Here is a 23465-nt window from a genome sequence, read left to right as displayed (position 1 = left end):
GCGAACAAGTCGTGGAATCCAGGTTAAATAAATCGGCACAATATTCTTGCGTTTGAATCATCCTCTCAGAAAAAGCCTTAAGCTTTTCATAGGTTTCTTTTGTATTATGTTTTTTTGCCCTGATTAAATAAAATTTGTTTTGCTTCCTCGGATAAGGCCTGGTCAACGTTAATGTCTTTTTCCAGGTCATATGCACGCTGAACTGCAGGACGTTCCTGGATTTGGAAGAACCATCTTTTTAACGAGGGGAAGTCATTTAAATCTTGCTGTTGTTTTTCATGAGGGACAATCCACGGATAGCAAGCCATATCTGCGATGGAGTACTCATTGCCTATAAACTCTTGGTTTGCTAAATGCTTATTTAATACGCCATATAATCTGGCTGTTTCTCTGACATAGCGCTCTGCGGCGTAAGGTACATCTTTGACGTAGCTACTGAAATGATGATTTTGCCCAGCCATAGGACCTAAGCCTGCAACTTGCCAAAATAGCCATTGCAGCACTTCATAACGCTCGTGCAAGCTAGCAGGTAAGTATCGTCCGGTCTTTTCTGCTAAATAAAGTAAGATGGCACCAGATTCAAATATAGATAGTGGTTTTTCAGCATTTTTAGGCGCGTGATCAACTAATGCTGGCATTCGATTATTAGGTGAGATTTTCAAGAAGTCTTCAGCGAATTGCTCTCCCTTAGAAATATTGATGGGAATAAGGTTATAGGGTAAATCAGCTTCTTCTAGAAAAATAGTAATTTTATGTCCATTGGGTGTAGGCCAGTAATACAGATCTATCATGATGTTTAATCCTTTAATTTGCTTATATCACTGTTGAATTTATTATAGTACGTACAATAGTTCTAAATGTTAAATTAATTCTAGGCGTGCACGTTGCTTTTGTTGGTGGTAAACGGTGAAGCCAATGACTTTGAGTTGAATCTTTCATCACTAATAAACTACCATGTTGCAGAATTTTAGAAACAATTTCCTTCGTTTTTTTATGTTTGAAAGAAAACTTACGTTCCGCACCAAAGCTAAGGGAGCCTATCGCCCCATACTTCTTCAAGTCTTTTTCGCCATCACTATGCCACGCCATTCCTTCGTTGCCGTCGTGATATAAATTAAGCAGACATGAATTATAGGTTTCGCCGCTTTCTTTTTCCACCAGCATTTTTAGATCATTGAGAATAGGAATCCATGGTTCTGCTGTTTTAGTTATTTTAGAATAAGTATAGGAAAAGGGCTGGTCGGCATGCCATGCTACTTTACGTTTAGTAATTATTTTCTTCCCATAAATTATGGCTTCGTCATTTTTCCATTGAATGCTGTGCAGCAAGGCCTCGTAAAATTCCTCAGCCAGCTGTGGGCTCATAATCGGGCCATAATAATGTACAGTACCTTCATAAGGGAGTAAATTATGTAGTTCCCCATTCATTTGTTCGATAAGATCCACTGAATTCACCTTAAACATCTATATTTCAATTTGAGCGGCTTCCCATCCAATGATTGCTTTCTTTTTGGTTTCCCCCCACAGATACCCACTTATTTTTCCACTGCTTTGAATTACGCGGTGGCAGGGAATGAGAAAGGCGACGGGGTTGCTTCCAATTGCCGAGCCCACTGCTCGTGATGATTGGGGATTTCCTATCTCTTGGGCAATATCACCATAAGTAACCAAAGCACCCAAAGGAATTTTTAAAAGGCTTTCCCAAACTTTTAATTGAAAGGGGGTTCCAGCCAAATGCAGTTTAATTTCATTAAGATTGCCCCAATCTTTTTGAAATATAAGTAAAGCATCTTGCTGAAATGTATCAGTAATTTGTCGATATTTAGCATTAGGAAAGCGTTTTTTTAAATCCATTAAGGCTTGGTTTTCATCCCTTTCAAAAGAAATTGCGCAGACTCCCTTGGCCGTAGAGGCTACAATAACTTTTCCAAAGGGGCTTTCAGCAAAGCAATAATTAATTGCTAAATCAACGCCTCCATTTTTAAATTCTTTAGGTGTCATGCCTTCAACAGTCACAAATAAATCGTGCAAACGGCTGCAACTGGATAATCCTGTTTCATAAGTAACGTCGAGTAATGGCATGCGGTTTTTTAATAAGCTTTTTGCATAATTAAGGCTAATGTATTGCATAAATTTTTTGGGGCTAACTCCTGCCCACTCACTAAAGATGCGTTGAAAATGATAGGGACTAACATGAATGGCCTTGGCAATTTCATCGAGTGATGGCTGGGCTTTAAAATGCTCATTAATATAATGAATGGCGGTTTCTACTCGCTCATAATTGCTTTGCTTATGTTTTATCATGGTTTTCAACTCCTGGGCTCATTCTTCTTTTATGCTGAGCCATTCATCTTTTAATTAATGATAGGTTTTGCGCAAAGTTTATTCTATCCATTTCTTGCGAAATTTTAATTAAAAAATAAAATTGTACTTTTCTTGCATCTGGATTCATACAGAATGCCATAAACTGCTAAAACATATGATCAAATTAAAGGCTATAAGTAGGGAACATCAGGCATATGGCGAACGGGGCTGCGATAACTTCCACTCTTTAGAAAATGTGGTGGGTGTTGGTCTTGCCTTATAAATCGCAGTACTAACCTGGCAGTAGATGCTGTCCTGGTTCATTATTTCTTTCTCTTTAATAAGCCACGTGAACTATCTTCTGGTGAATAGACGTTATTTGGTATGATAGCTCATTTTAATGAATATTGATTGTGTGCTAAGTAACATTCCAACATTACATAATCCCTTATGCGGTTACCAGTGTTACAATGCTCTAATCAAACTTGCGTGGGTGTACATGAAAAAAGTTACTTTATTTTCTGCATTTTTAGGAACATTGATTGAGGTCTATGACTTTACAGTATTTCCTTTACTGATCCCCATCTTATCTGAAGTATTCTTTGCGGCTCAGGACAAAAGTACCGCCATTAACTTCACTATTTTGGCGTATGTTGTCAGTTATGTTGTGAAACCCTTGGGGGCGTTTGGCTTTGGCTACTTAATCGATCATTTGGGGCGGAAAAAGGTATTACTGGTTTCCACCTTATTCATGACGCTCGCTACATCAGCAATTGGCTTGCTTCCTGCACATTGGATGGGTATGTATTATGGTGCAGGTCTTATCATTTGTAGAATTATTCAAGGACTTTCCATTTCTGGAGAGTATTCTTCGGCTATTATTATGGCTGTTGAGCAGGGGAAAAAATCGCCAGCGTTTTTTGGAAGTTTCGCCTTTGTAGGCGGTAGTGTAGGGTTGTTACTTGCGAATTTGAGTATTTTTATTCTTCTTTATTTGCTACCTCATGAGCAAGTAGTTCAATATGCTTGGCGGATTCCTTTTTTAATTGGGGCCTTGAGTTGTGTGATTTTGCTCTTTCTGAGAAACCAAATTGATAATTTTATTCCCAGTGAAACTCAAGTGATTCCGAGCTTTAGGGATCTGATTAAAAATTATAAGCGGGAATTATTAGGAACTTTTATCGTCACCAACTTATCGGCTTCTGCTTTTTATATTACCTTTATTTTCATGCCCACGTTTTTGTCTACATCATTAAATTTATATTCTCATAAACAATCGATTTTAATTACGTTTAGTGCCATTTTAACTTACTTGACTGCTTTGCCATTTGCCGGGATTTTGGCGGACAAATTTGGTGTAATAAGACAAATAAAGATTGCCTCATTACTTTATTTAGCGTTTTCGTATGTTGTTTTTGCCCTGTTGCCTTGGCTTGATAGTATCTTGTGCATGATGGCGTTAATTTTTTTCGCACTTATTCAAGCATTACTCAATGCAGCACTGCCTGCCTATATGGTTACTCAGTTCGGGTTAAGCCAACGCGGCAGGGCGCTTGCTGTCTCTTATAATTTGAGTTTGACTCTTTTTGGTGGCTTGATGCCTTCCTTAATTATAACTTCTGGAAATCATTTAAATCCGGGGATTCCGATAAGTGTGTGCGCGGTTTTATGCTTGATCTTTATTTATGCTACCGGAAAAAAGTATGGACACCTAACCGGCATTAGTGCAGCCGCCCAGGGGAGCGAAGCCTGATTTCGGTACCGCTCTCGTATTTACACCAGGGCGCATACGGGAGCGAGGGTGGTTTACATGATAACGGCACTTTGGGTAGGCCGAATTCCGATATCGATGAAGTAGTTATGCTCTGCTACACTAGGTTTTGCGGGGGCTGATGGTGGGAAGAATCGATGTTCCAACATAGCTAATCGAGTTAAGTTCGCGAGCGTATTACAAGCGTTTGTACTTGGCGGTTCTTGTTTTTCAATGTCTTGGCAACGTTCCCAGAAGCTACTTAACGATTCTTCTTTTTTTAAGGTGCCAAGATTTTTACTAAAACGTGCGGTTCCTGCTTTGATAAATAAGATGCGTTCCGTGCTAGCGTCTAATAATAGAGAGGCCCAAAGTTTAAATTCAGCTTCGTTGTGATAGGTATTATTTAACAGCGGTAAATCTTGATACCAAGCGTTGATTCTTTCCATGTTTTCTTCATTTAGCAATCCTGAGGATTCTAGTTTTAGAAGTATCGCGAAATGTGAGGGAGGAAAAGAACCTAGTTTTTTCCATTCGCCTTGAGGGACTAATTCTCCGGGTTGAATCAATCCATACTTATGTAACAGCTCTACTAGATTAACGTTGTTATGAGCATACAACAATTCGTTGGGGAGCTCTTCCGGAGAGGATAACCAATAATTTAACCCGTTTCTTGTTATTAGTCCGGTTTCTAGCAAGCATTTCAGTAGCGGTGCATGGTTACTTAATAGGGGAACAATGTGATTGTATTTGTTGTAAGTTAGAAAAAAATCTTCTGGAGAAAGCGTGTAGGTGCGAATGGCTTCATATCCAGTAATGACGCGATTAATCGGAAATTTTTTTTTCTGTAATAACCAATCCACCAATTCTCGAGTAAGCATGTTATGTTCAAATAATGCATTTACTCCTGTCCACACGTAGGGATCATTCGCTAAGCGTTCCCAGATGGAATCATAAAGTCGACTAATGGCGTATAATTTTTCAATCAATGGTAGTTTATCTGGGTGTTGCTCAAGAATGGAGTAAGCTGATCCTTTATTCCAGATATAAGTTGTGGTTTGAGAGATTAAATACCATTTCCTGAAACTAGCTATCGGGTGAAATAAGAAATTGAACATGTCCGTATTCGAATGAGATCCTGGGTGTCACTATAACATGAGTTATTGTGATGACGAAATAGTTAGTTTTTCGGAGAACAGGTAACTTGTTATGCGGGCTAATACACCTTTCGTTACTCAGCAACCAATCTGGTATTAAACGAGAAATAGTTACCCGGGGATTCATTTTTTGGTCGAGTGCTATGAGTTACTCTGAGTAGGATTGAGGCTGTTTTTTAACCCATTGATTCATTGAACTTTGAGTTTCCTCAATGACCTCACATAATTGCTTATAAAGGGGCTCAAGAAATTTGACTTGTTCCGTTTTATGGTATTGTTCAAGATATTGGCAGGCATGGACTAATTTAAACGCCCCACAATACACTAAGCCACCTTTCATTTTGTGGGCAAGTTTTTCAATTGTGTTCCATTCCCCGGACGCATAGGCCATTTCCAGCGCTTTAATATCATTAGGCAATTCTTGTTCAATCATAAAGGTTAAGGTCTTATTGAGTAAGTCTGCATCGTTACCCATGCTCGCAAGGGCGCTTTGCGTATTCAATAATGGAAATGCATCCAGTTTAAATAATTCGTCTTCTGCCTCGGGTAACCCAGAGGTCAGGTTTGTGGTATTTTGGGGTGAGGGCGATTTATCAGGTTGTGTGGGGGCCAGATAAATCGATTTAATTTTTTCTAAAGATTCTGGATTTAGTGGCTTAGTTAATGCGTCATTCAATCCTGCCTCGAGGCATTGAGCTTTTATTTTATTTTCATCATGGCCGGTTAGACCAATAATCGGAACTGGAATTCGTTGATGTTCTTTTTCATACCACCTTATTTCCTTGGTTAATTCTAAACCTGATAGGCCAGGCAACCCAAGGTCTGTAATGATTAAATCAAATACTTCATTTTTAACCAATTCAAGCGCACTTTCTCCATCTCTGGCACTGCGGTAACTAAAGCCGCCCTGGCTAACTATATGTTCAAGTGTGAGTAGTGCGATATGATTGTCTTCGATAAGTAAAAGTTTCGGTGCATTGTGGTATATTTTATTTGGCGTTTCCGCATGAGGGAGAGACGCGTTTAACTTTTCTTTATTATTTTGATGCGAATTATTCTTGGCTGTCTTCATCAAAAGGTCAAAATAAAACGTTGTACCCTCACCGGGTTTACTCGTCAGTAGAATTTCTCCACCTAGTAAATTGGCATAAGAACTTGCAATATGTAAGCCTAGGCCATGTCCTCGATAGAGTCCTTTTCGGGAGGGGGTACCACGGAAAAACTTATCAAATACTTTGTCTTGTAACTCATAAGGAATACCCATGCCGGTATCTGCGACGGCAAAGTGCAGTAAAACATGGGCTTTCATTCGTTTAAGGAGTTTTACCTCGATCGTAATGTGGCCCGCTTTTGTGAACTTAATGGCATTACCCATTAAATTTAATAAAATGCGACGTAGTTTTAAATGATCACTGATCAAACAAGGAGGCGCGTTTTCATCGATTTGCGTTTTTAACTCAATTCCCTTTGTTATTGTGGAGGGGCGTATCAGCTGTAAAATTTCTTGAACTACCTGATGTAGCTCAAAAGGCTCTTCGCGTAATGTTGCTTCATTGACGCTTTCTGCCGAAACGGTGTCCAAGATGACGTTCAACATATTGAGAACTTGTTTGCCACTTTCACCTAGCCATTGTGCATATTGTTTTTGGTTCGCATCCTCAACTTTTTCTTCCAGTAATTTAGACATGCCGACCACACCGGTTAGCGGTGTTCTAATATCGTGGCTCATATTGGCGAGGAATTCGGTTTTTAAACGATTTTGTAACTCTAGTTCTTTATTTTGGTTAAATAATTGCTGCTCAAGCTCTTTTTGTTTCGAGATGTCACGTACTGCGGCTAAAGCCAACATTCCTTCCTCAGTTTCCAAGGGGCTTAAACTAATCGCGACGGGAAATTCATGTCCTTTTTTATGCTGTCCATACAACTCTTGGCCGGCACCCATAGGTCTTATGCGCGGCTTTGTAAAATAATTAGTACGGTGACCGACATGATTGCCATGAAAACGTTGAGGTATTAAGCATTCTATATACTGCTCAATGAGCTCATTGGGCTTATAACCAAACAACTGTTCGGTACGATCATTTACTAAGACAATTTTTCCTTCATTATTAATAACCACTAAACAATCGGGTGTGGCTTCCAAAATGGTTTTAAATTTCGCGTCGGCTTTTTTACGGGGCGTGATGTCTCTTATGGCGGCAAGCGCAAAAATACCTTCATCTGTTTTCAGTGGACTTAAACTTATTTCTACAGGAAATTCAGTGCCATTTTTTTTTATACCAAATAATTCTAAGTCTGCACCCATTGAGCGCACTTTTGGCGTTACAAAATAATTATCACGATGATGAGCGTGGTTGTGACGATAGCGCTCAGGCATTAATATCTCTACATTTTCGCCCAACAACTCAGTACGGACATAACCAAATAACTTTTCAGTTTGGCTGTTCACTAAAATAATACGGCCTTGATTATTAATGATAATCAAGGCGTCAGGCATGGATTCAATGATGCTGGAAAGATGAAGAAAATAAGATAATTGACTGTCCATAGTTCCTCAGCTGAACTGTTTTTATTGCTTGAAAACCTGAGAGGAATAAGTTCACTTATGCCCAATTAATCACGAAAGAATTAATTTATGCTCATTTGAAAAGTATAGGATAGATACTTAAGAAATTAAATTTCCTTAATTCTTTTTATGAGCAAAATGAGCTATAAATTTATAGTCTATAATTTAGCTTAGTTAATTCAAACTAGGATATATGATGAAAAGGAATTTGATCTATTCTCTTTTTTTACTGTCTTATTCGGCCTGTTTAATTGCCGCATCGCCCCAAGACCAGTTAAATCCACAATCCCAAGTTTCTGATACAAATACGAATTTAAATGGTGTTATTGCTGGTCCAGGACAAGATGGGCCTACCAAGGTAGAGGGGCAGCCTGGGTATAATCATCCGAATCAGTATATTCAATTACAGCCCGTTAGCTTAGCGCCTAATATGGAACCGGTTATTGTACATCCAGATCAAATGAAAGAAGCGCAAAAAAAGCTAGCAGATTTAGAGGCAAAAACAGGGAAGAAACCGAACATCATCATCTTTTTAATGGATGATGTGGGTTGGTTTGATATGGGTTTTAATGGCGGAGGAATCTCAGTTGGCTCGGCTACTCCTAATATTGATAAGGTAGCCTCTCAAGGTTTGATTTTAACTTCGGCTTATTCCCAACCTACTTGTTCACCTACTCGGGCAACGATCATGACTGGGCAATATCCAATTCATCATGGCATTCTTTCTCCTCCAATGTATGGTCAGCCGGGTGGGTTAGATGGAATGATTACCTTACCTCAATTACTCTCTAAGCTAGGTTATACCACGCAGGCTATTGGTAAATGGCATATAGGAGAAAATACGGGTTCTCAACCGCAAAATGTAGGCTTTGACGATTTTCGCGGTTTTCTGTCTGTTTCTGATATGTATACTGAATGGCGCGATAAAAATTTCAATCCTGAAATTGCTTTAAGCCCCGCACGGACACACTATTTAAATGAAATTCCTTTTAATAAAGATGAAGTCCATGCTGTAAAAGGAGGGAAAGTTGAGTCTCTTGGTGTGATAACCCCTGAAAATATTAAAAATCTGGATCAAGGCTGGCTCAAATATGGAGAGGCTTTTATTCGTAAACAAGCACAAAGTAATAAGCCATTCTTTTTATACTACAACACCCGTGGTTGTCATTTTGATAATTACCCAAATGAGTACTATGCAGGTCGTTCAGCTTCTCGTACCAGTTATGGTGATTGCATCGTAGAGGTCAATGATATTTTTGCCGGGCTTTATAAAACTTTGGCTGAAACCAACCAATTAGATAACACCATTATTATCTTTTCTTCAGATAATGGTCCCGAACAAGAAGTTGCCCCTTATGGGCGTACTGTTTTTCGTGGCGGGAAGGGTTCTACTTGGGAGGGGGGCGTTCGCGTTCCGACTTTTGTTTATTGGAAAGGGATGATCGAACCTCGTAAGTCAGAAGGCTTATTTGATTTATCCGACATTTTCCCCACTAGCTTGGCTTTAGCCGGAAAACCAGGCAAAGAAGCCAGTACTTTAGTGCCATCAGATCGTTATATTGATGGAATTGATCAATTATCTTTCTTACTGGCACCCAACGGAGAATCTAATCGTCGCAGTATTTTGTATTTTTTAAATGATCAATTATCTGGGGTTCGCATGGATGAGTTTAAATTTATGACCTTAGTGCAGCTTCCAAATAGCACCACCGAACGGGGTCAAAAAGGGGGTATTAGCGGTACAATTGCTCCTACAGCCGGGTCGATGATATTTAACCTATATACAAATCCACAAGAAGATGAGTCTATAGGTATCCGTCATATTCCATTAGGTCTCCCTTTATTAAACGAAATGAATCGTTATAAGGCGGTGCTTAAGCAATTTCCTCCTCGAGTTCAAATTAAAATAAATTAGATAAAGGGTATTTATTTAGTATTGAACTTCATCGTGCCTACATCACGCGGCTTGTCCGCGTGATCCTGCCAGTTAGATGGAAACACTAATAGTTCAGGCTATGAAGGATTGTTTGCATTTTGGTTCATTTGATCAATGACTTTTTGAGTGATGTCTAAGCGCTCATCGCTCACACTGAGCAAGGCTTCTTTAGAAATTAACAAGGAACATTGTTGCTCTTTTTCAATGGCTCTTATTACCGGAGTTGAAATCTCTGCAAAACTGTTAGTAATCTGAACGTCTAATTGCATCAAGCTATTATTTACATTTTCTATTTCCATTGTCAACTTCGATTGATATTGCTTAATTTTATCTAAATGGGCATTAATTTCATGTGGCCTTAAAATAGCCGTGTTTTTTTTCAGAGTCTGTACCTCAGTATCAAGCTCGGTATATTTTTCTTTATATTTAAGTTCAATCGATTGGCGAATATATTGAAATTTTTCACTCAGTTTTTTTGCTGCGTTAGATTCTTGCAATAGACGTTTCCTATCCAAAACACAAGGTTTAAACTCTGTTTTAGCATAGGAAATGTTTTGGAAGCTAAGGAGAGTTATCGTAATTAACTTTATTAGCACATGATACAACATAATCACCTTAATAATTAAAAATGGAAGCCAAAACCAACACTTCCTCCAGCATCACCTCTTCCCGAAACCGTACCACCTAATTTAACAATGGCATTTCCTTCTGCAAATGCTTTGGAGGCTCCCATAGAGAATCCAGATTCTCCTTGGAAATTACCATAACCGCCAGAAATCAAAAATTTGCCTGGAACAAAAGCTTGAGGTAACGAGGCAAAAGCCAAGGCGGATGCGATCCCACTTCGGGCCTCATTTCGTGTTGACCTGGTTGCATGATTTAATTGATTTAAATTAACTGCATCAGTTCCTTGCGTTCCTGGAGCAACGTTAGTAATTTGACGTTCATTTCCGGTGCTACCCACTGATACCACATTATTACGACCTTGATCGCTGGAGTTATAACCCAGTGCTACCGAATTTACTCCCGTGGCTATCGCTTTATTACCCAATGCAGTAGATTGTGTACCCAGCGCTTTAGCACCATAACCACTTGCTAAAGAATCTGCACCACTAGAAACGGCATTAGATAAATTACTGGAGTTATTTGCAGACACCGCTACCCCTGGAGCAATACTTGCTATCGCGGCATTAAGCTGGGCCAAATTCACGGCATCATTAGCCAAAACACCAGCAGAAATCCCCGTTATAATACGATCCCCAGCTGTTCCCGAAACATTTATCAGAGTCCCTCCCGTGGCGCCACCAATCGTTAAATTGCTTCCCGAGCCCCCTGCTTGTTGTACTAGGCCAATAGTACCATTGACCAGCGCATTATTCAGATTACTGATAGCCGTAGAATTGGAAGAGATATTTGTTGTGTTTGTAGTGACTTGGGTATTTAAATTGGTTATCGCTGTAGTGTTGGACGCTACTTCGGTATTTAAACTGTTTATTGAATTCGCGTTAGTAGTTACATAGTTACTTAAAGTGTTTATCGCCGTAGTGTGAGACGAGATCGCGGCAGCATTTGCTTGCACTCCCGTATTCACAGTATTTAATTGAGACATATTCACTGCGTCTGTACTCGCTGTTCCAGCGGCAACATTTGTAATTTGGCGTTGTTGGGAAGAATTTCCAACGGAAACCGAATTGGCTCTATCTGTAGTTGAACCAGAGCCTAAAGCCAGTGAATTATCCTCTGTGGCGGTAGCATTGGTCCCTATAGCAATAGAATTTACCCCTGTAGTATTAGAATTAGTTCCTACGGCTATAGAGGCATCTCCCGTGGCTGTGGCTCCAGTACCTATTGCAATCTCATTTGCCGCGTGTGCCTGGATGAATGGAAGAGAAACAAAAGAGCAGGAAACAATTAATAATGCTTTGATTTTACGAACAAAAAATCCTTTATCTAAGCGAAGTAATTTAAAAGCACATCTTATAAAAGAATAGTTAATGAAACAAGCCTGTCCTTAGGAACAAATAAAAAGTCATTTCGTCTATAACTCAAACATAACACGTTTTTATAAAAGTTAACTGATATTTTTATTCAAATAACCAATGGATGCTTAATAAGACGGCTAGCCAGGCTTTTATAAGTCTCATCCTAATTTGCAGTTTCACATTGCAACCCAATTATTTTCCAATCTTTAATTGGTTTGAAATCGTTTTTCTCAGAAAATACGTAAATGGTATTTTTAGGGTCTATGGCAAATAAGGGATAGTTTACATTATTTTTGGCCTGATAATCGCCAAAAGAAAATTGCTCTGTGAGCGTAGTTGTTTTAATTTTTGCTCCTTCAGCTAATAGCTTATCTAAGTTTTGGTAAGTTAGAGTAGAATTAAAAAGTACTCTACCGCTATTTTTAAAATTAAATTTATCTTCCTTTTGTCCTGGTTGCGGTATTACGGTTTGAATAGAAAAAATATCTTTTTCCGAGAAAATAGAACGATAATGTTTCGCTGTAAGTATGTTTAAATCCAAGTAGGGGGTAATAATTAATAATTGTTTAATTTGAATTAAATTTATTTTCTCTTCGATGTGCTGGGATATAGGATTTCCCCATAAGGTCGGTAAGTCTTTCATGCGGGCCTCATTCAGTTGATCCCATTGCTCATCAATCAGACACGTATGAAAATCATTTTCCTTAAGCTGCACGGCAATTGCTTGAGCTACTTTATTAGCACCCACAATAAGAAATCCTTGTGGCTCAGGTTCTGCAACTTTTAATTTGGTGGCGATTGTTTTCGCGGTGAGACTTTGTAATACAATCGTTGAAATAATCATAAAGAAGGTTAGAGGCACCAGTTTTTCTGCATCGGGGTAATTGAGGTGCGTTAACTTCAGGGCAAATAATGAGGAAATCGCAGCTGCGATAATACCACGTGGGGCGATCCATGAGATTACATGTCTTTCCGCCATCGTTAAATCAGAACCCCAAGCAGAAATATAAACGTTTAGGGGGCGAATTAAAAATTGGATTAGAAGAAAAAGAATTAAGGCAGAGTATCCTAGCTCGAGGAACGAATATAAATTAATTCGAGCTGAGAGCACAATAAATAAGCAGGACACTAAGACAATGCTGAGGCTTTCTTTAAAATTTAAAACATGCTCTAACTCAATTTTTTTAAAATTCGCTAAAGTGACCCCCATTATAGTTATCGCGAGTAAACCTGATTCCGCAACCAAATAATTGGCGCTGGAGAATATAATTCCAATCATGGCAAGGACTGCGAAATTATGTAAATGTTGGGGAATCCAGTATTTTTTTAAAGCGACTCCTAAACATACTCCTCCGATTAACCCCAAAAAAATACCCATAAACGATATTTTTATAAACATCAGCAATCCAGCCGCAATTCCTGTGGCAAGGCTACTAGAAATCAGTACTTCAAATACCAGAACCGCTAAAATAGCTCCTATAGGATCAATTAATATACCTTCCCATTGTAATATGTTCGAAATATTGGAGTTGGGGCGTAGTATCCTTAACATAGGGGCGATAACGGTGGGGCCTGTTACGGTCATTAATGCGGCAAACAGACAGGAGATTGCCCAGGAAATATTCATTATTAGATGGGTACAAACGGCCACTAATGCAAATGTTATCAATGCCCCCCAGCTAATTAAATTGCGGATCACTTTACCTAAACCCCTGATCTTGGAAAAAGAGAGCGTCATACTTCCTTCGAATAAAATTATCGCTACTGAAAAAGAGACGAAAGGAAATAATAAGTCGCCTAATTGTTTATCGGGGTTAAGCCAGTGGAAAATAGGGCCTACCGAGATGCCAATCAGCAATAAAAATAAAATAGCCGGCACTTTGATGGAGGATGCTATCCATTGACAGAGGAAGCCTGTTACTAATATTAAGGAAAATGCAAGTACGAGAGTTTCAGACATAAGGATATGATTCTTCTTATTATTGAATTTTAAATTTATAGGTTTCATTAACTAATAGCTAGTAAATTAATATTTAATTTTGAAGCAACTTAACTCATTTAAGTTTGAGTTAATGATAAATTTCTTCTAGCCATAGCAGGAGCAGTGCATCTGGGTTTTTGGTTTTAATGTTCTTAAGGTTTTTTCTTTTCCATTGCATCAACTTACCATTTTTCAACCATTCAAAAATTTGTGGATGAATGTAACTTGCTTTGCAAATAGAGGGGGTATGCCCCAACAATGTAGCCACTTCCAGCATACTTTCTTTTATATGGGTTATTTTTAAGGTTTTTATGTCGGACAACGAAATAGCACGAATAAAAAACTCTCTTGTCGCAATCCATGTTCTGAAATCTTTGGCGGTAAACGGGTGTTGGGTGATTAGATGTAAATACTCATTAACATCTTGTGAGGAAATAACTGAAATATGGTGTTGCTCATTATAGTACTTAAAGAGTTCATAGCCAGGTATGTCGGTACAATGCTTTAAAATTTGAATGAGATTCTTTTCTGTTACTTCAAAGTGCCAAGGATGCTTATTTTTCCCTAAAAATTCAAAAGAAATGGCGCTTTTTTTATGTCGAAGATGCTTTTTTCTTAGCGTAGTGATTCCATAGGTTTTATTTTGCTTAGCATAAGCGCTATTTCCTATCCTTACGGAATAATTATCTATTAGAAATAGAATAGAACAAATGATTTGACTCTTATCAAGAGTAGGGGGTTTTTTTATCTCTTCATTGATTTTTTTCCTTAATTGGGTAAGAGAATAACCAAAATCTAATAATGATTTAAATTTTTGTTCTTGCCGTATTTGTACCCACGATGAATGGTAAATGTATTGTTTTCTGTTTTTCTGATCTCGTCCCACCGCTTGGATGTGTCCTTTCTCATTAGAACATATCCATACATGAGTATACGCCGGGGGAATGGCAAGTAATTTGATGCGCTGCAACACCTTTGTATCCGTTATCTTTTTCCCTTTAGCATCGTAATAGACAAAGCTTTTGCCCTGTTTTTTTCGTTGAATCCCAGATGTTTGCTTTACATATATACAAGAAATTTTTTTGTTCATCTTGTCTTTCTCATAAAAGAAATAGGCCTGATTAATAATAAAAATTAATGCTCACTACTAAAATGCCTGAAAGATTGGGAAACTAAATACTCTGTTCTTAATTAATACACTATATTTTAGACTATAATAATAGTGTTGGTTATTTATACTAGGAACTCGAAATGCTTTATCATCTTCTTTTATCCTATTTTCGCCTTAAGTTAATTCGAATGCTTTTTGCTAAGCTTATGGGGCATTCAAAAATAAAAAATTCTAATTTGCTGATGAGTTTTTTAAGTATTCTTGAGGTCTTTATTTCTCAAATAGGAGATAAAAGAATGCGAACAAAGTAATCGAATGAATAATTTTGCTCAATTACTCAGTAAGTTATTTTTTACCTTCGGCCAATTAGATAAAAGGGCATTAATTGAGCATTATTTTAGAGAGGTTTCGGACCCCGAGCGAGGCTATGCGTTAGCGGTAATGGCTAATGTTCTAAAATTTCCTCATTTTAAACGCAATTTAATTAAAGAATTACTTGAAGAAAGGATGGATGCATTCTTATTCTCTTTATCTTATGATTACGTAGGTGATTTTGCGGAAACCGTTGCCTTACTTTGGGTAGAAGATGAAAGTCCCCACGAGTTACCCCCGCTTTCAGAAATTATTACTACACTTCAAAAGTTATCAAAAAATGAAACCAAAACCTATCTGACTCAATTATTAAACCAAAGTAACTCTATAGAGCGTTGGGCCTTGTTAAAATTAGGCTTAGGTAGTTTAAGAATAGGAGTCTCGGAACGATTTTTAAAAAATACTTTAGCCCACTATGGGGGCGTCCATGTGCAAGAAATTGAGCAAATATGGCACGGGTTACAACCTCCTTATACTCAACTTTTTGCCTGGCTTGAAAAGCAAGCGGATAAACCTTCTTTAGTGGATGCCATTTTTTTTCATCCGGTAATGCTATCCCATCCTTTAGAAGAAAAAGAGATAAATTCTCTTAACCCAACTCAATTTTATTTTGAAAGAAAATATGATGGAATTCGCGTGCAAATTGTAGCAACTCCTCATAATAAAGCGCTTTTTTCTCGAACTGGGGATAATCTAAGCCATAGTTTTCCTGATGTATTAAATTTAGTTGACTCTAATGTAGTTTTAGATGGGGAGTTGGTGATTATTAAAGAAGGAAAGGCGGGCACTTTTAATGAATTACAACAACGATTAAATCGCAAAGTGCTTTCCCCACGAATGATGAGTGATTTTCCTGCGGGCGTTATATTATATGATATTTTGTCATTAGATTACATTGATCTTCGTGGCAAGCCATTTCATGAACGAAGAGGTGCATTGGAGCAGTGGTTTGTGAGCCATTCCAAGCCCAATTTATTACTCTCTGATTTACTTACTTTAGACGCTAAGCAAAATATTCATGAATTAAAAAAACAGGTTTTAGATGAAAATCATCCTGCAGTTGAAGGATTGATGCTCAAACATAAAGATAGTCCCTACTTAGCAGGAAGACCCAAAGGACATTGGTACAAGTGGAAAAGAAATCCTCTTATAGTCGATGCGGTGCTGATGTATGCGCAAAGAGGTCATGGTAAGCGCTCGTCTTATTATTCAGATTATACTTTTGGTTTATGGGATAAAGACCAACTCACGCCTATTGGAAAGGCTTATTTTGGGTTTACCGATCAAGAACTGCTAGAGCTTGATAAATGGGTACGAAATCATACTATTCAGCGTTTTGGTCCAGTTCGAGAGGTCACCAAGGAGCTTGTATTCGAGGTTTCTTTTGATGCAGTCAATTACTCAGCTCGGCATAAGTCTGGGGTGGCATTAAGATTTCCCCGTATTAATCGAATTCGCTGGGATAAGCCCGCAGGAGAAGGGGATCATTTAGAGACCTTAATTCAATTAATTAAACTTTAGGGAAAGAAATGACTCATGTACGTGAATGGGTAGAGGTTAGAAATGAAGGATTATATTGTCATGCTACCCAATGCTATATTGACCCGACTGAACCTGTAGATTGTGCCATAATCACTCATGCCCATGCCGATCATGCGGTTTCTGGTCATCAACAGATTATTGCGCATCCAGATACTCAGGCCCTAATGCAAATACGCTATGGGGAAGAATATACCCCCAAGGTTGTTCCATTAAATTATTTTGATAAAATTCAAATAAATAAAGCAGAGCTCTATTTGCTGCCTGCAGGGCATATTCTCGGTAGCGCTCAAATAGTCATTAGCTATGAGGAACAGCGCTTAATTATATCCGGTGATTATAAACGTGTCCTTGATCCCACCTGTGAAGCTTTTGTAAGCGAATCCTGTGATGTATTTATTACTGAGGCCACCTTTGGATTGCCGGTTTTCAAACATCCTCCTATAGAGCAGGAAATTCAAAAGCTTTTTGATTCTTTAGCTACTTTTCCCGATCGTTGTCATTTAATTGGAGTTTATGCCTTAGGTAAATGTCAGCGCCTTATTAAAGCGCTCCGAGTTTTGGGTTATCAAGGGCCTATTTATTTACATGGAGGTTTAAAGAAATTTTGTGATTTTTATCAAAGTAAGGGCATTGATTTGGGCAATTTAAAGCTTGCCTCTGAATTAGATTTGAACTCCTCTAAAGGTGCTCTGGTTTTGTGTCCCCCCAGTGCCTTACATGATAAATGGTCGAGACGATTCGCCAATGTATTGGTAGGTATGGCTTCGGGATGGATGCAAATTAGATCACGTGCCAAGCAAAAAAGGGTAGAGTTGCCTTTAATTATTTCAGATCACGCAGATTGGCCTGAATTAACGCAAACGATATTAGAGGTTAATCCTCAAGAAGTTTGGGTTACTCATGGACGTGAAGAGGCTTTAGTGTATTTTGCTCAAAAAGAAGGATATCAGGCTCAGGAGTTGCACCTATTGGAACAAGATTCCGAAGATTAATTATATAACGATAGGGCGGGGAGTAGCGACATCTCTCTTATTTCCAATGGAATTTGCATACACCACCAACCGGACTCCAGAATGGCAATTATTTGCTCATAGTGATAGTATTGAAAAAATTTTTCAGAGGAAATAAAAATGCCCTCTTTTTTTTCTGCACTAAATCCTATCTCTCCTGATTCTAATATAACTTTTCGCGCCACGAAGCATTCTTATTCAGAAGAACTCCTGGGACAGAACTTGCCTGACTTGACTTTAGATCTGGTTATTCCTTTTTTATGGAGCCGTAATTTATCTATATTAGATGGCATTTACGAATCATTTACCGTATTTTATGGGGACCATTTTGACAAAAATTTGCGCGGTTTTGGTCAAAAAGGTGTTTTAGATTTTACGTTACTGCCTTTATTATCGCGAAAGCTCATTGCAGATACTTATGAACGAAAAGACAGCCATTTTCTTAACGTGTTAGCGTGGGCAGTGGCATTACCGATTAAAGCAATCACCTTTGGGATAGCATTCGCGTTTACCTTAGCAATAATCCCTCTGGTTATTGGCATCACTTTATTAAGATGTTTATTTCCTGGTTCTACACCACCACCTCCTCCTCCATCACCTGCAGGTGCCGGAGCTGCTGTAGCTGTGGTTTTGCCACCACGGACCGCGTATGCTGCTTTTTATGTTGTTTTGCACCGTCTCGAACAAATGGGGATACGCAATCAAGATAATATTCGGCGTTTACTGGCAGAACCGCAAAACTTGGCTCTGGTATATGCATTGGAGCATTTAACTCATGTGGTTGACGATAATGGTGATCTGCTGGAACACCAGGAAATCTTTGATTTGCTGTTAGAACATCGTGATTTTTGGGCTGATGCCAGAATTATTGATAATCTAAATTATATGGATGCAGTGAATCAGCCTGTGGCTCGATTAGCTGAATTAGAACGAATAATGGATAGGCCGGTTACAGCAATCGTTAACCAAGTGAATGGACGTCAAAGTACTCACACCGCAAGTGTCCATAATAGCACTTCTAAATCTGCTGCTCGTCTACAAGAGTGTTATGGGAATAATGCTACTGTTTTTAGTCCTGAATTAACTCTTTCTATCGCCCAACGTGTGCGAGATTATGATAAAAATTTGGTTGGTCAACGTACAGACCAACAAATATTAGATAGTTTAAATTCTGCAATCAATAAATTGACTCGTTCTATACATACGGATGCAACTTCAGGAGTGTCGTCTAAGGCATTGTTACAGTATTGTTGGGCTGCAGTACAGGATGCAAACCAATGGCGAGAAGGGGTGACCCCTGAAACCGCAGAAGCCTGCTTTTATGCGGCATTGTATGAAATCGATAGGGAATATGCCTTGTCAGAATCCGGTGCTGATAGTGGGCTATCAGGTTCTCATCAAGCTTGTGAGGGAGGAGCCTTTAACAAAATGATTGAGGGTATGTCCAAAATCCATAAATTCTGTGAGGTGAGTTTTATCACCCCAGCTCTTGCTGCTTTGCAATTGCCCTGTATTGTTCGTCAAGTAGTGAAAGAATATCTGTCTGAAAATGCTGAGGTTTTGACACAGTTAAAAAATGAAGGCTTGTCTGCCATTTGGCTTAAAGTACAACCGCAAGTATTGGCAGTGATGCAGAGTAATTTTTCTGTTATTTATCCTTTAGAAAATGGACATACAAATTCCAACTTGTTGGCATTGGTCGAGGCAGGAGAAGATGTAGATTTGACTCAAGATTTGCAGATGCTAGAGCAAGAAGTTCAACAAAATAGTGAGCAGCAAGGTACAGAGTATGTCATGATGTTGAATTAACAGGAGTATCAGCTTATGAGGCAAGGATGCCTAGATGTTCTAGTTAGCGTTTAGATAGAAAGCTAAAGTAGGCTGGGCTGTTAAGTCCAGCGTTCACGTGCCGATTTATAATGTCAACGCTGTTGCTTCAAGGGCATGAGTTTGCTCATTGAGAACGCTTAGTTTCCTTTACATTATTAATGTATTTCTTAAGCCATAGTGATTTTAAAAATCTATGGTGCAGCTTCTAATCACCAGCGTTTTGGGATGGATAGCTCTGGTTATTCATTCAATACAGGTGATGAAATGAATAACCAAAGATTTTTATTTAACGGCTAGGGGTAGGCAATGTTGTTGATAAATCCTGCTCTTCCCCATGGTTATAAGCACGAGCCCGCCCGCTTTTGAATAACCTTACATCCATTGTTTTATCAATTAAAGTTGCTTGTGCAGAAACGGCATGTTCTGCTCGTTGTGTAACCCATTTTTGGTATTTCTCACCTTTGGATTGCTGAGAAATACAAGCGAATAAATCATTTCGTGCTCGAGTATAAGCCCCGGAATTTTGCATACCAAAATCTTTTCTATTTGCCGCTGAGGGCGCATTGAACGAGGGCATAATGACCATAAAGCGTAGAACGTGATGTTCCTTGGGAATCATTGAATGAAATATTATTTCCGCCTCACTTAGATGGATGTTTGATAAATCAATAAGCCTATCATTATAAGCGAGTAGTCTATCAACACCTTCTGTGCGCACATAGTCTAAAGGGAGTTCATAAACATCAATATAACCTACAGTAGGGTGTTTGGGGATGGCGTTACAGCGTCGGTAGTGGGGATCTCGTCGTTCGCCACGTTTCCAGCCAAAGCGTACGCCACTACTGTACATTCCGGCAACCTCTGTTTTCCAACTTAATGAAATATGAGGATTATTCAATGAGGCAAATGAGAAATTGGTTTGGATTCCTTTTTTATTAAATAATACGGAGTAACTGTTAATATACGCCTGAATTTCTCTCCAGTATAAACTATCAAATTTTTTGTTATTGCGTGCTGCTGGTGGAGGATGTCCTTCGGTCCTCTTTTCTTTTCTATCAGGGGTTATTTGTAGCTCTGCTACAAATTGGGTGTTTCGTTGGTGAATTGCGACTATTTGAGCATCATCTTCCTCTGGTTCATCTCCTGCCTCATATCCTGCATCAATAAGCGTTGAAAAACTAAAGGTAGTGTGTGGTTGTTTACGGCTTGCAATGACTGCATTACGAGTGGGTTTCGGGAAATATTTAGGAACAAAATGTACTCCGCGAGCGGCAACACAGACTAAAGATGGTTCTGTTTCTCCTGTTTCATTATATTTTTTAATGAGCTTTTTTTGTAATTTCTCATAGGCCTTTTGTTCTTCTGGGCTAAGCTCTTCAGTATCACTTAATTCTGCTTCGCTACTCTCTTCATCCGTGGTATCTTCATAATCCAACATTAAATTATATAAATAATCCATATCAGTTTTTCTTTTTGTTGCATATTCATAGACTGATGAACTATTTTTCCCAGGCCTATAGCGTAAAAAGTCGCCTATACTAGTCAATTCTGAGTTCGCAAAAATAAGTGCTGTTGGTTTTTGCCCACACAGTAAGAGTTGTTGAAAACAAGGGAAATCATCATCAGCAACCAGATTATCCATCAGATTGTGATTCTCTTCATCCACTTCAGTAAAATCAACAAGGTAGTGTTCAATTAATTCAGCTAAACTTATTTTATTTAGTTTTTGATACTTTTTTAGGTATTGATACACCGTTTTATTCTGTAGCTCAGGAAACGATACGAATAAAGGCAGTTTTTGATTGTGTTTTTTGCAATATGCTTGAAGGCTGCTAATGGATTTCTCTTCCTGCATTAGCGTTAAGATAGGGTGAGGCATGGGCTTGGTTTTCCATAATAGTTTATTTTTATTCAGGTTGAATAGTAAAAATTTAACCAGTTTAAGTCAATAAAATGAGCATAATTAGATTGAGTACCGCCGGAAGTTAGCAGAATAATCTATAATTAAGCACTTATTAAAATTAGGATAATCCAATGAAAACCGCGCTTATTACGGGAGCTAATAAAGGGATTGGTTTTGAATCTAGCCGCCAACTTAAAGAGAAAGGGTATTATGTTATTGGATGTTGCCGCAATCCAGATAGGGCGGATAGTCTTAAGCAGTTAGCAGATGAAGTGATTCAATTAGATGTAACCCATGACAATGAGATTACTTCGATGGTAAAAACGCTTAATCATCGTCCTATTGATCTACTCATTAATAATGCGGGTACAAGTGGCGAGCAAGGAGTCACTGTTGGGAACATTAACCGGCAAAATTTCATTGATGTACTGAATGTCAATTGCATTAGTGTGGTGAAAATTTGTGATGCCTTGCTCCCTAATATTCAGAGTAGTGAAGACAAAAGCATTTTAGTGATTAGCTCACAAATGGGCAGTATCTCTGATAATCACCAAGGTCGCTCTTATGCCTATCGCTCAAGTAAAGCTGCTTTAAATTGTGTCATGCGTAGCTTTGCCATTGATGTGCAATCAACAGGTGTGCATGTGATGTTAATTCATCCGGGATGGGTTAAAACGGATATGGGTGGCCCTAATGGCTTAGTTGAAGTCCAGGCAAGTGTTTCAGGGATGCTAGAACAAGTGGACAAAAACATTTCGAAAAGCCATGCAGAAGTTTTACATTGCTTTGATGGCGATACAATCGCTTGGTAGTATAAGAGTTGGCCTTACGTTGCCTTGGGAATATTTCTGCTGAATATTGGGAAAAAGGCAGTTGTTGTGCCATATTAATTGCTGTTGCATTTCATAAACTACATGGAGGTCTTTATGAGTTATGTTGATGGATTTGTGGTTGCAGTACCTAAAGCCAATAAAGAGAAATATATTGAGCACGCAACCAAAGCAGGGCATATATTTAAAGAATATGGAGCTTTGCAACTGGTGGAGTGTTGGGGCGATGATGTCCCTGAGGGAAAAGTCACCTCTTTTCCTATGGCGGTTAAGTGTAACGATGATGAAGTCGTGGTCTTTTCTTGGATTCTTTGGCCTTCCAAAGAAGTCCGTGATGTAGGAATGAAAAAAGTCATGGAGGATTCTCGTTTCCAAGCAGAAACTGATCCTATGCCTTTTGATGGCAAGCGCATGATTTATGGTGGTTTTGATATGGTTGTTAATGTCTAATTAACCATAACAACTGTCTTGAATTTCAAGGCAGTTGTTACACTTGCCTATATGAGGTTAGAGATCGCACGTTAATGATTAATAAGCATTTTTTTACCCTTCTTTCTGGTATATGGATTTACATTTCCTTGTGTGACCGATTATCTTGTTTTGTATTCGGGGGGAGCTTCTCATATTTGGCTAAACATAAGTTCCGTTACTTTTTTGATAGCCGTTTACATGAACATTAGCTAATGAGGGGGAGTAGAGTACAATAATAAAGCTATGTCGTTTCCTGTCCTGCAACCTCCATTGAGAGCCTCTGGCAACATCACCATCAACAATCTAGGCCAAGTATTACGCCTGGCCTCAAGAAGGATTCATCTTTGATTATTCTTTGGATTTAGCTTGCTTTTTGCCTGCTCAGAAGTCAATAAATCAGACTTATTGGTTCCGAAAAAGCCAAATACTTGATATTTTGCATAGTCGGATGCTAATCCCGCGGCACTACCGGCTAAAGCAATAATGCCCCACACAGGTAAAATATCTCGATTCCTATATGATGCAGTGAGGAGCAAGGAAGCTATTCCCCCCATAGCCCCGCCGGTACCTATACCTATTCCCGTGAGAACCCCAGGTTTAAATGACTTCTTTAGTGGTGTACTTTCTTGTTTTTCTTGCATAATTTAAAGCCTCTAATAGTAATAATATTTTTCATAATGACCAGAAAAAACCAATTGTACAAAACAAAATCATAGGTAA

At 38.6% G+C, this 23465-nt stretch carries 18 protein-coding genes; 7 read left to right on the top strand and 11 right to left on the bottom strand.

From position 1 onward, the window contains the following. Positions 1 to 104: 104 nt before the first annotated feature. From ACD661_RS04940 to ACD661_RS04930, 3 genes are read right to left on the bottom strand one after another with little or no spacing between them, the layout of a single operon-like run. On the bottom strand, positions 105 to 791 hold the full coding sequence (locus ACD661_RS04940; protein WP_400186740.1) for a glutathione S-transferase N-terminal domain-containing protein: 687 nt from the start codon (positions 789 to 791) through the stop codon (positions 105 to 107). Between the two features lie 22 nt (positions 792 to 813). Then, positions 814 to 1446, bottom strand: a complete 633-nt coding sequence (locus tag ACD661_RS04935; protein WP_400186739.1) for an alpha-ketoglutarate-dependent dioxygenase AlkB family protein — start codon at positions 1444 to 1446, stop codon at positions 814 to 816. Positions 1447 to 1464: 18 nt separating this feature from the next. Further along, positions 1465 to 2304 carry a bifunctional transcriptional activator/DNA repair enzyme AdaA gene (locus ACD661_RS04930; RefSeq protein WP_400186738.1) on the bottom strand — a complete coding sequence of 280 codons (840 nt, stop codon included), beginning with the start codon at positions 2302 to 2304 and terminating at the stop codon, positions 1465 to 1467. Between the two features lie 499 nt (positions 2305 to 2803). On the opposite strand from ACD661_RS04930, the gene ACD661_RS04925 reads away from it, so the two are divergent. Further along, positions 2804 to 4057, top strand: a complete 1254-nt coding sequence (locus ACD661_RS04925; protein WP_400186737.1) for an MFS transporter — start codon at positions 2804 to 2806, stop codon at positions 4055 to 4057. 53 nt (positions 4058 to 4110) lie between these two features. Here the strand turns inward: ACD661_RS04925 and ACD661_RS04920 are convergent, their stop codons facing one another. Beyond that, the gene (locus tag ACD661_RS04920) at positions 4111 to 5172 is read right to left on the bottom strand and encodes a hypothetical protein (RefSeq protein WP_400186736.1); all 1062 of its coding nucleotides are present in this window, start codon (positions 5170 to 5172) and stop codon (positions 4111 to 4113) included. Between the two features lie 187 nt (positions 5173 to 5359). Then, positions 5360 to 7759, bottom strand: coding sequence for a PAS domain-containing hybrid sensor histidine kinase/response regulator (locus tag ACD661_RS04915; RefSeq protein ID WP_400186735.1), 2400 nt, complete (start codon positions 7757 to 7759; stop codon positions 5360 to 5362). Positions 7760 to 7970: 211 nt separating this feature from the next. Here ACD661_RS04915 and ACD661_RS04910 point away from each other — a divergent pair, with 211 nt between their 5' ends. Continuing rightward, complete coding sequence (locus ACD661_RS04910) at positions 7971 to 9692, top strand: sulfatase-like hydrolase/transferase (RefSeq protein WP_400186734.1); 1722 nt, start codon at positions 7971 to 7973, stop codon at positions 9690 to 9692. 98 nt (positions 9693 to 9790) lie between these two features. Here ACD661_RS04910 and ACD661_RS04905 read toward each other — a convergent pair whose 3' ends face one another. From ACD661_RS04905 to ACD661_RS04890, 4 genes are all read right to left on the bottom strand, one after another. Next, positions 9791 to 10321: an OmpH family outer membrane protein gene (locus tag ACD661_RS04905; protein ID WP_400186733.1), complete on the bottom strand. Its 531-nt coding sequence runs from the start codon at positions 10319 to 10321 to the stop codon at positions 9791 to 9793. A gap of 14 nt (positions 10322 to 10335) precedes the next feature. After that, a complete protein-coding gene (locus ACD661_RS04900; RefSeq protein ID WP_400187226.1) occupies positions 10336 to 11562 on the bottom strand; it encodes a YadA family autotransporter adhesin in 1227 nt (408 codons plus the stop codon). A gap of 296 nt (positions 11563 to 11858) precedes the next feature. Further along, positions 11859 to 13655 carry a cation:proton antiporter gene (locus ACD661_RS04895; protein ID WP_400186732.1) on the bottom strand — a complete coding sequence of 599 codons (1797 nt, stop codon included), beginning with the start codon at positions 13653 to 13655 and terminating at the stop codon, positions 11859 to 11861. A gap of 109 nt (positions 13656 to 13764) precedes the next feature. Further along, on the bottom strand, positions 13765 to 14766 hold the full coding sequence (locus ACD661_RS04890; protein WP_400186731.1) for a DNA topoisomerase IB: 1002 nt from the start codon (positions 14764 to 14766) through the stop codon (positions 13765 to 13767). A 336-nt stretch (positions 14767 to 15102) separates the two neighbouring features. Here ACD661_RS04890 and ACD661_RS04885 point away from each other — a divergent pair, with 336 nt between their 5' ends. The 3 genes from ACD661_RS04885 to ACD661_RS04875 all read left to right on the top strand — a co-directional run bounded on the left by ACD661_RS04885 (position 15103) and on the right by ACD661_RS04875 (position 19520). Beyond that, positions 15103 to 16680 (top strand): cisplatin damage response ATP-dependent DNA ligase, encoded by a 1578-nt coding sequence (locus tag ACD661_RS04885; protein ID WP_400186730.1) that lies wholly within the window; start codon positions 15103 to 15105, stop codon positions 16678 to 16680. Positions 16681 to 16688: 8 nt separating this feature from the next. After that, positions 16689 to 17693 (top strand): ligase-associated DNA damage response exonuclease, encoded by a 1005-nt coding sequence (locus tag ACD661_RS04880; protein ID WP_400186729.1) that lies wholly within the window; start codon positions 16689 to 16691, stop codon positions 17691 to 17693. Between the two features lie 138 nt (positions 17694 to 17831). Then, complete coding sequence (locus ACD661_RS04875) at positions 17832 to 19520, top strand: hypothetical protein (RefSeq protein WP_400186728.1); 1689 nt, start codon at positions 17832 to 17834, stop codon at positions 19518 to 19520. Between the two features lie 307 nt (positions 19521 to 19827). Here the strand turns inward: ACD661_RS04875 and ACD661_RS04870 are convergent, their stop codons facing one another. Then, the gene (locus tag ACD661_RS04870; protein ID WP_400186727.1) at positions 19828 to 21420 is read right to left on the bottom strand and encodes a hypothetical protein; all 1593 of its coding nucleotides are present in this window, start codon (positions 21418 to 21420) and stop codon (positions 19828 to 19830) included. A gap of 155 nt (positions 21421 to 21575) precedes the next feature. Between ACD661_RS04870 and ACD661_RS04865 the strand changes: the two genes are divergently transcribed. Further along, on the top strand, positions 21576 to 22256 hold the full coding sequence (locus ACD661_RS04865; RefSeq protein WP_400186726.1) for an SDR family oxidoreductase: 681 nt from the start codon (positions 21576 to 21578) through the stop codon (positions 22254 to 22256). Positions 22257 to 22370: 114 nt separating this feature from the next. After that, positions 22371 to 22724 carry a DUF1428 domain-containing protein gene (locus ACD661_RS04860; protein WP_400186725.1) on the top strand — a complete coding sequence of 118 codons (354 nt, stop codon included), beginning with the start codon at positions 22371 to 22373 and terminating at the stop codon, positions 22722 to 22724. A 359-nt stretch (positions 22725 to 23083) separates the two neighbouring features. Here ACD661_RS04860 and ACD661_RS04855 read toward each other — a convergent pair whose 3' ends face one another. Beyond that, positions 23084 to 23386, bottom strand: coding sequence for a hypothetical protein (locus ACD661_RS04855; RefSeq protein ID WP_400186724.1), 303 nt, complete (start codon positions 23384 to 23386; stop codon positions 23084 to 23086). Positions 23387 to 23465: the final 79 nt, after the last annotated feature.

It is taken from the genome of Legionella lytica (genome assembly GCF_044626755.1).
Classification (GTDB): Bacteria; Pseudomonadota; Gammaproteobacteria; order Legionellales; family Legionellaceae; genus Legionella; species Legionella lytica_A.
Note: the sequence above shows the minus strand (reverse complement) of the source record. Positions and strands in the feature narration are given on the sequence as shown.

Bases quoted from the DNA above. Each gene is read 5' to 3' on its own strand.
- ACD661_RS04930 (WP_400186738.1), bottom strand. From the start codon at position 2,304: ATGATAAAACATAAGCAAAGCAATTATGAGCGAGTAGAAACCGCCATT.
- ACD661_RS04905 (WP_400186733.1), bottom strand. From the start codon at position 10,321: ATGTTGTATCATGTGCTAATAAAGTTAATTACGATAACTCTCCTTAGC.
- ACD661_RS04865 (WP_400186726.1), top strand. From the start codon at position 21,576: ATGAAAACCGCGCTTATTACGGGAGCTAATAAAGGGATTGGTTTTGAA.
- ACD661_RS04875 (WP_400186728.1), top strand. From the start codon at position 17,832: ATGCCCTCTTTTTTTTCTGCACTAAATCCTATCTCTCCTGATTCTAAT.
- ACD661_RS04915 (WP_400186735.1), bottom strand. From the start codon at position 7,759: ATGGACAGTCAATTATCTTATTTTCTTCATCTTTCCAGCATCATTGAA.
- ACD661_RS04895 (WP_400186732.1), bottom strand. From the start codon at position 13,655: ATGTCTGAAACTCTCGTACTTGCATTTTCCTTAATATTAGTAACAGGC.
- ACD661_RS04890 (WP_400186731.1), bottom strand. From the start codon at position 14,766: ATGAACAAAAAAATTTCTTGTATATATGTAAAGCAAACATCTGGGATT.
- ACD661_RS04855 (WP_400186724.1), bottom strand. From the start codon at position 23,386: ATGCAAGAAAAACAAGAAAGTACACCACTAAAGAAGTCATTTAAACCT.
- ACD661_RS04860 (WP_400186725.1), top strand. From the start codon at position 22,371: ATGAGTTATGTTGATGGATTTGTGGTTGCAGTACCTAAAGCCAATAAA.
- ACD661_RS04870 (WP_400186727.1), bottom strand. From the start codon at position 21,420: ATGCCTCACCCTATCTTAACGCTAATGCAGGAAGAGAAATCCATTAGC.
- ACD661_RS04925 (WP_400186737.1), top strand. From the start codon at position 2,804: ATGAAAAAAGTTACTTTATTTTCTGCATTTTTAGGAACATTGATTGAG.
- ACD661_RS04885 (WP_400186730.1), top strand. From the start codon at position 15,103: ATGAATAATTTTGCTCAATTACTCAGTAAGTTATTTTTTACCTTCGGC.
- ACD661_RS04880 (WP_400186729.1), top strand. From the start codon at position 16,689: ATGACTCATGTACGTGAATGGGTAGAGGTTAGAAATGAAGGATTATAT.
- ACD661_RS04920 (WP_400186736.1), bottom strand. From the start codon at position 5,172: ATGTTCAATTTCTTATTTCACCCGATAGCTAGTTTCAGGAAATGGTAT.
- ACD661_RS04910 (WP_400186734.1), top strand. From the start codon at position 7,971: ATGATGAAAAGGAATTTGATCTATTCTCTTTTTTTACTGTCTTATTCG.
- ACD661_RS04940 (WP_400186740.1), bottom strand. From the start codon at position 791: ATGATAGATCTGTATTACTGGCCTACACCCAATGGACATAAAATTACT.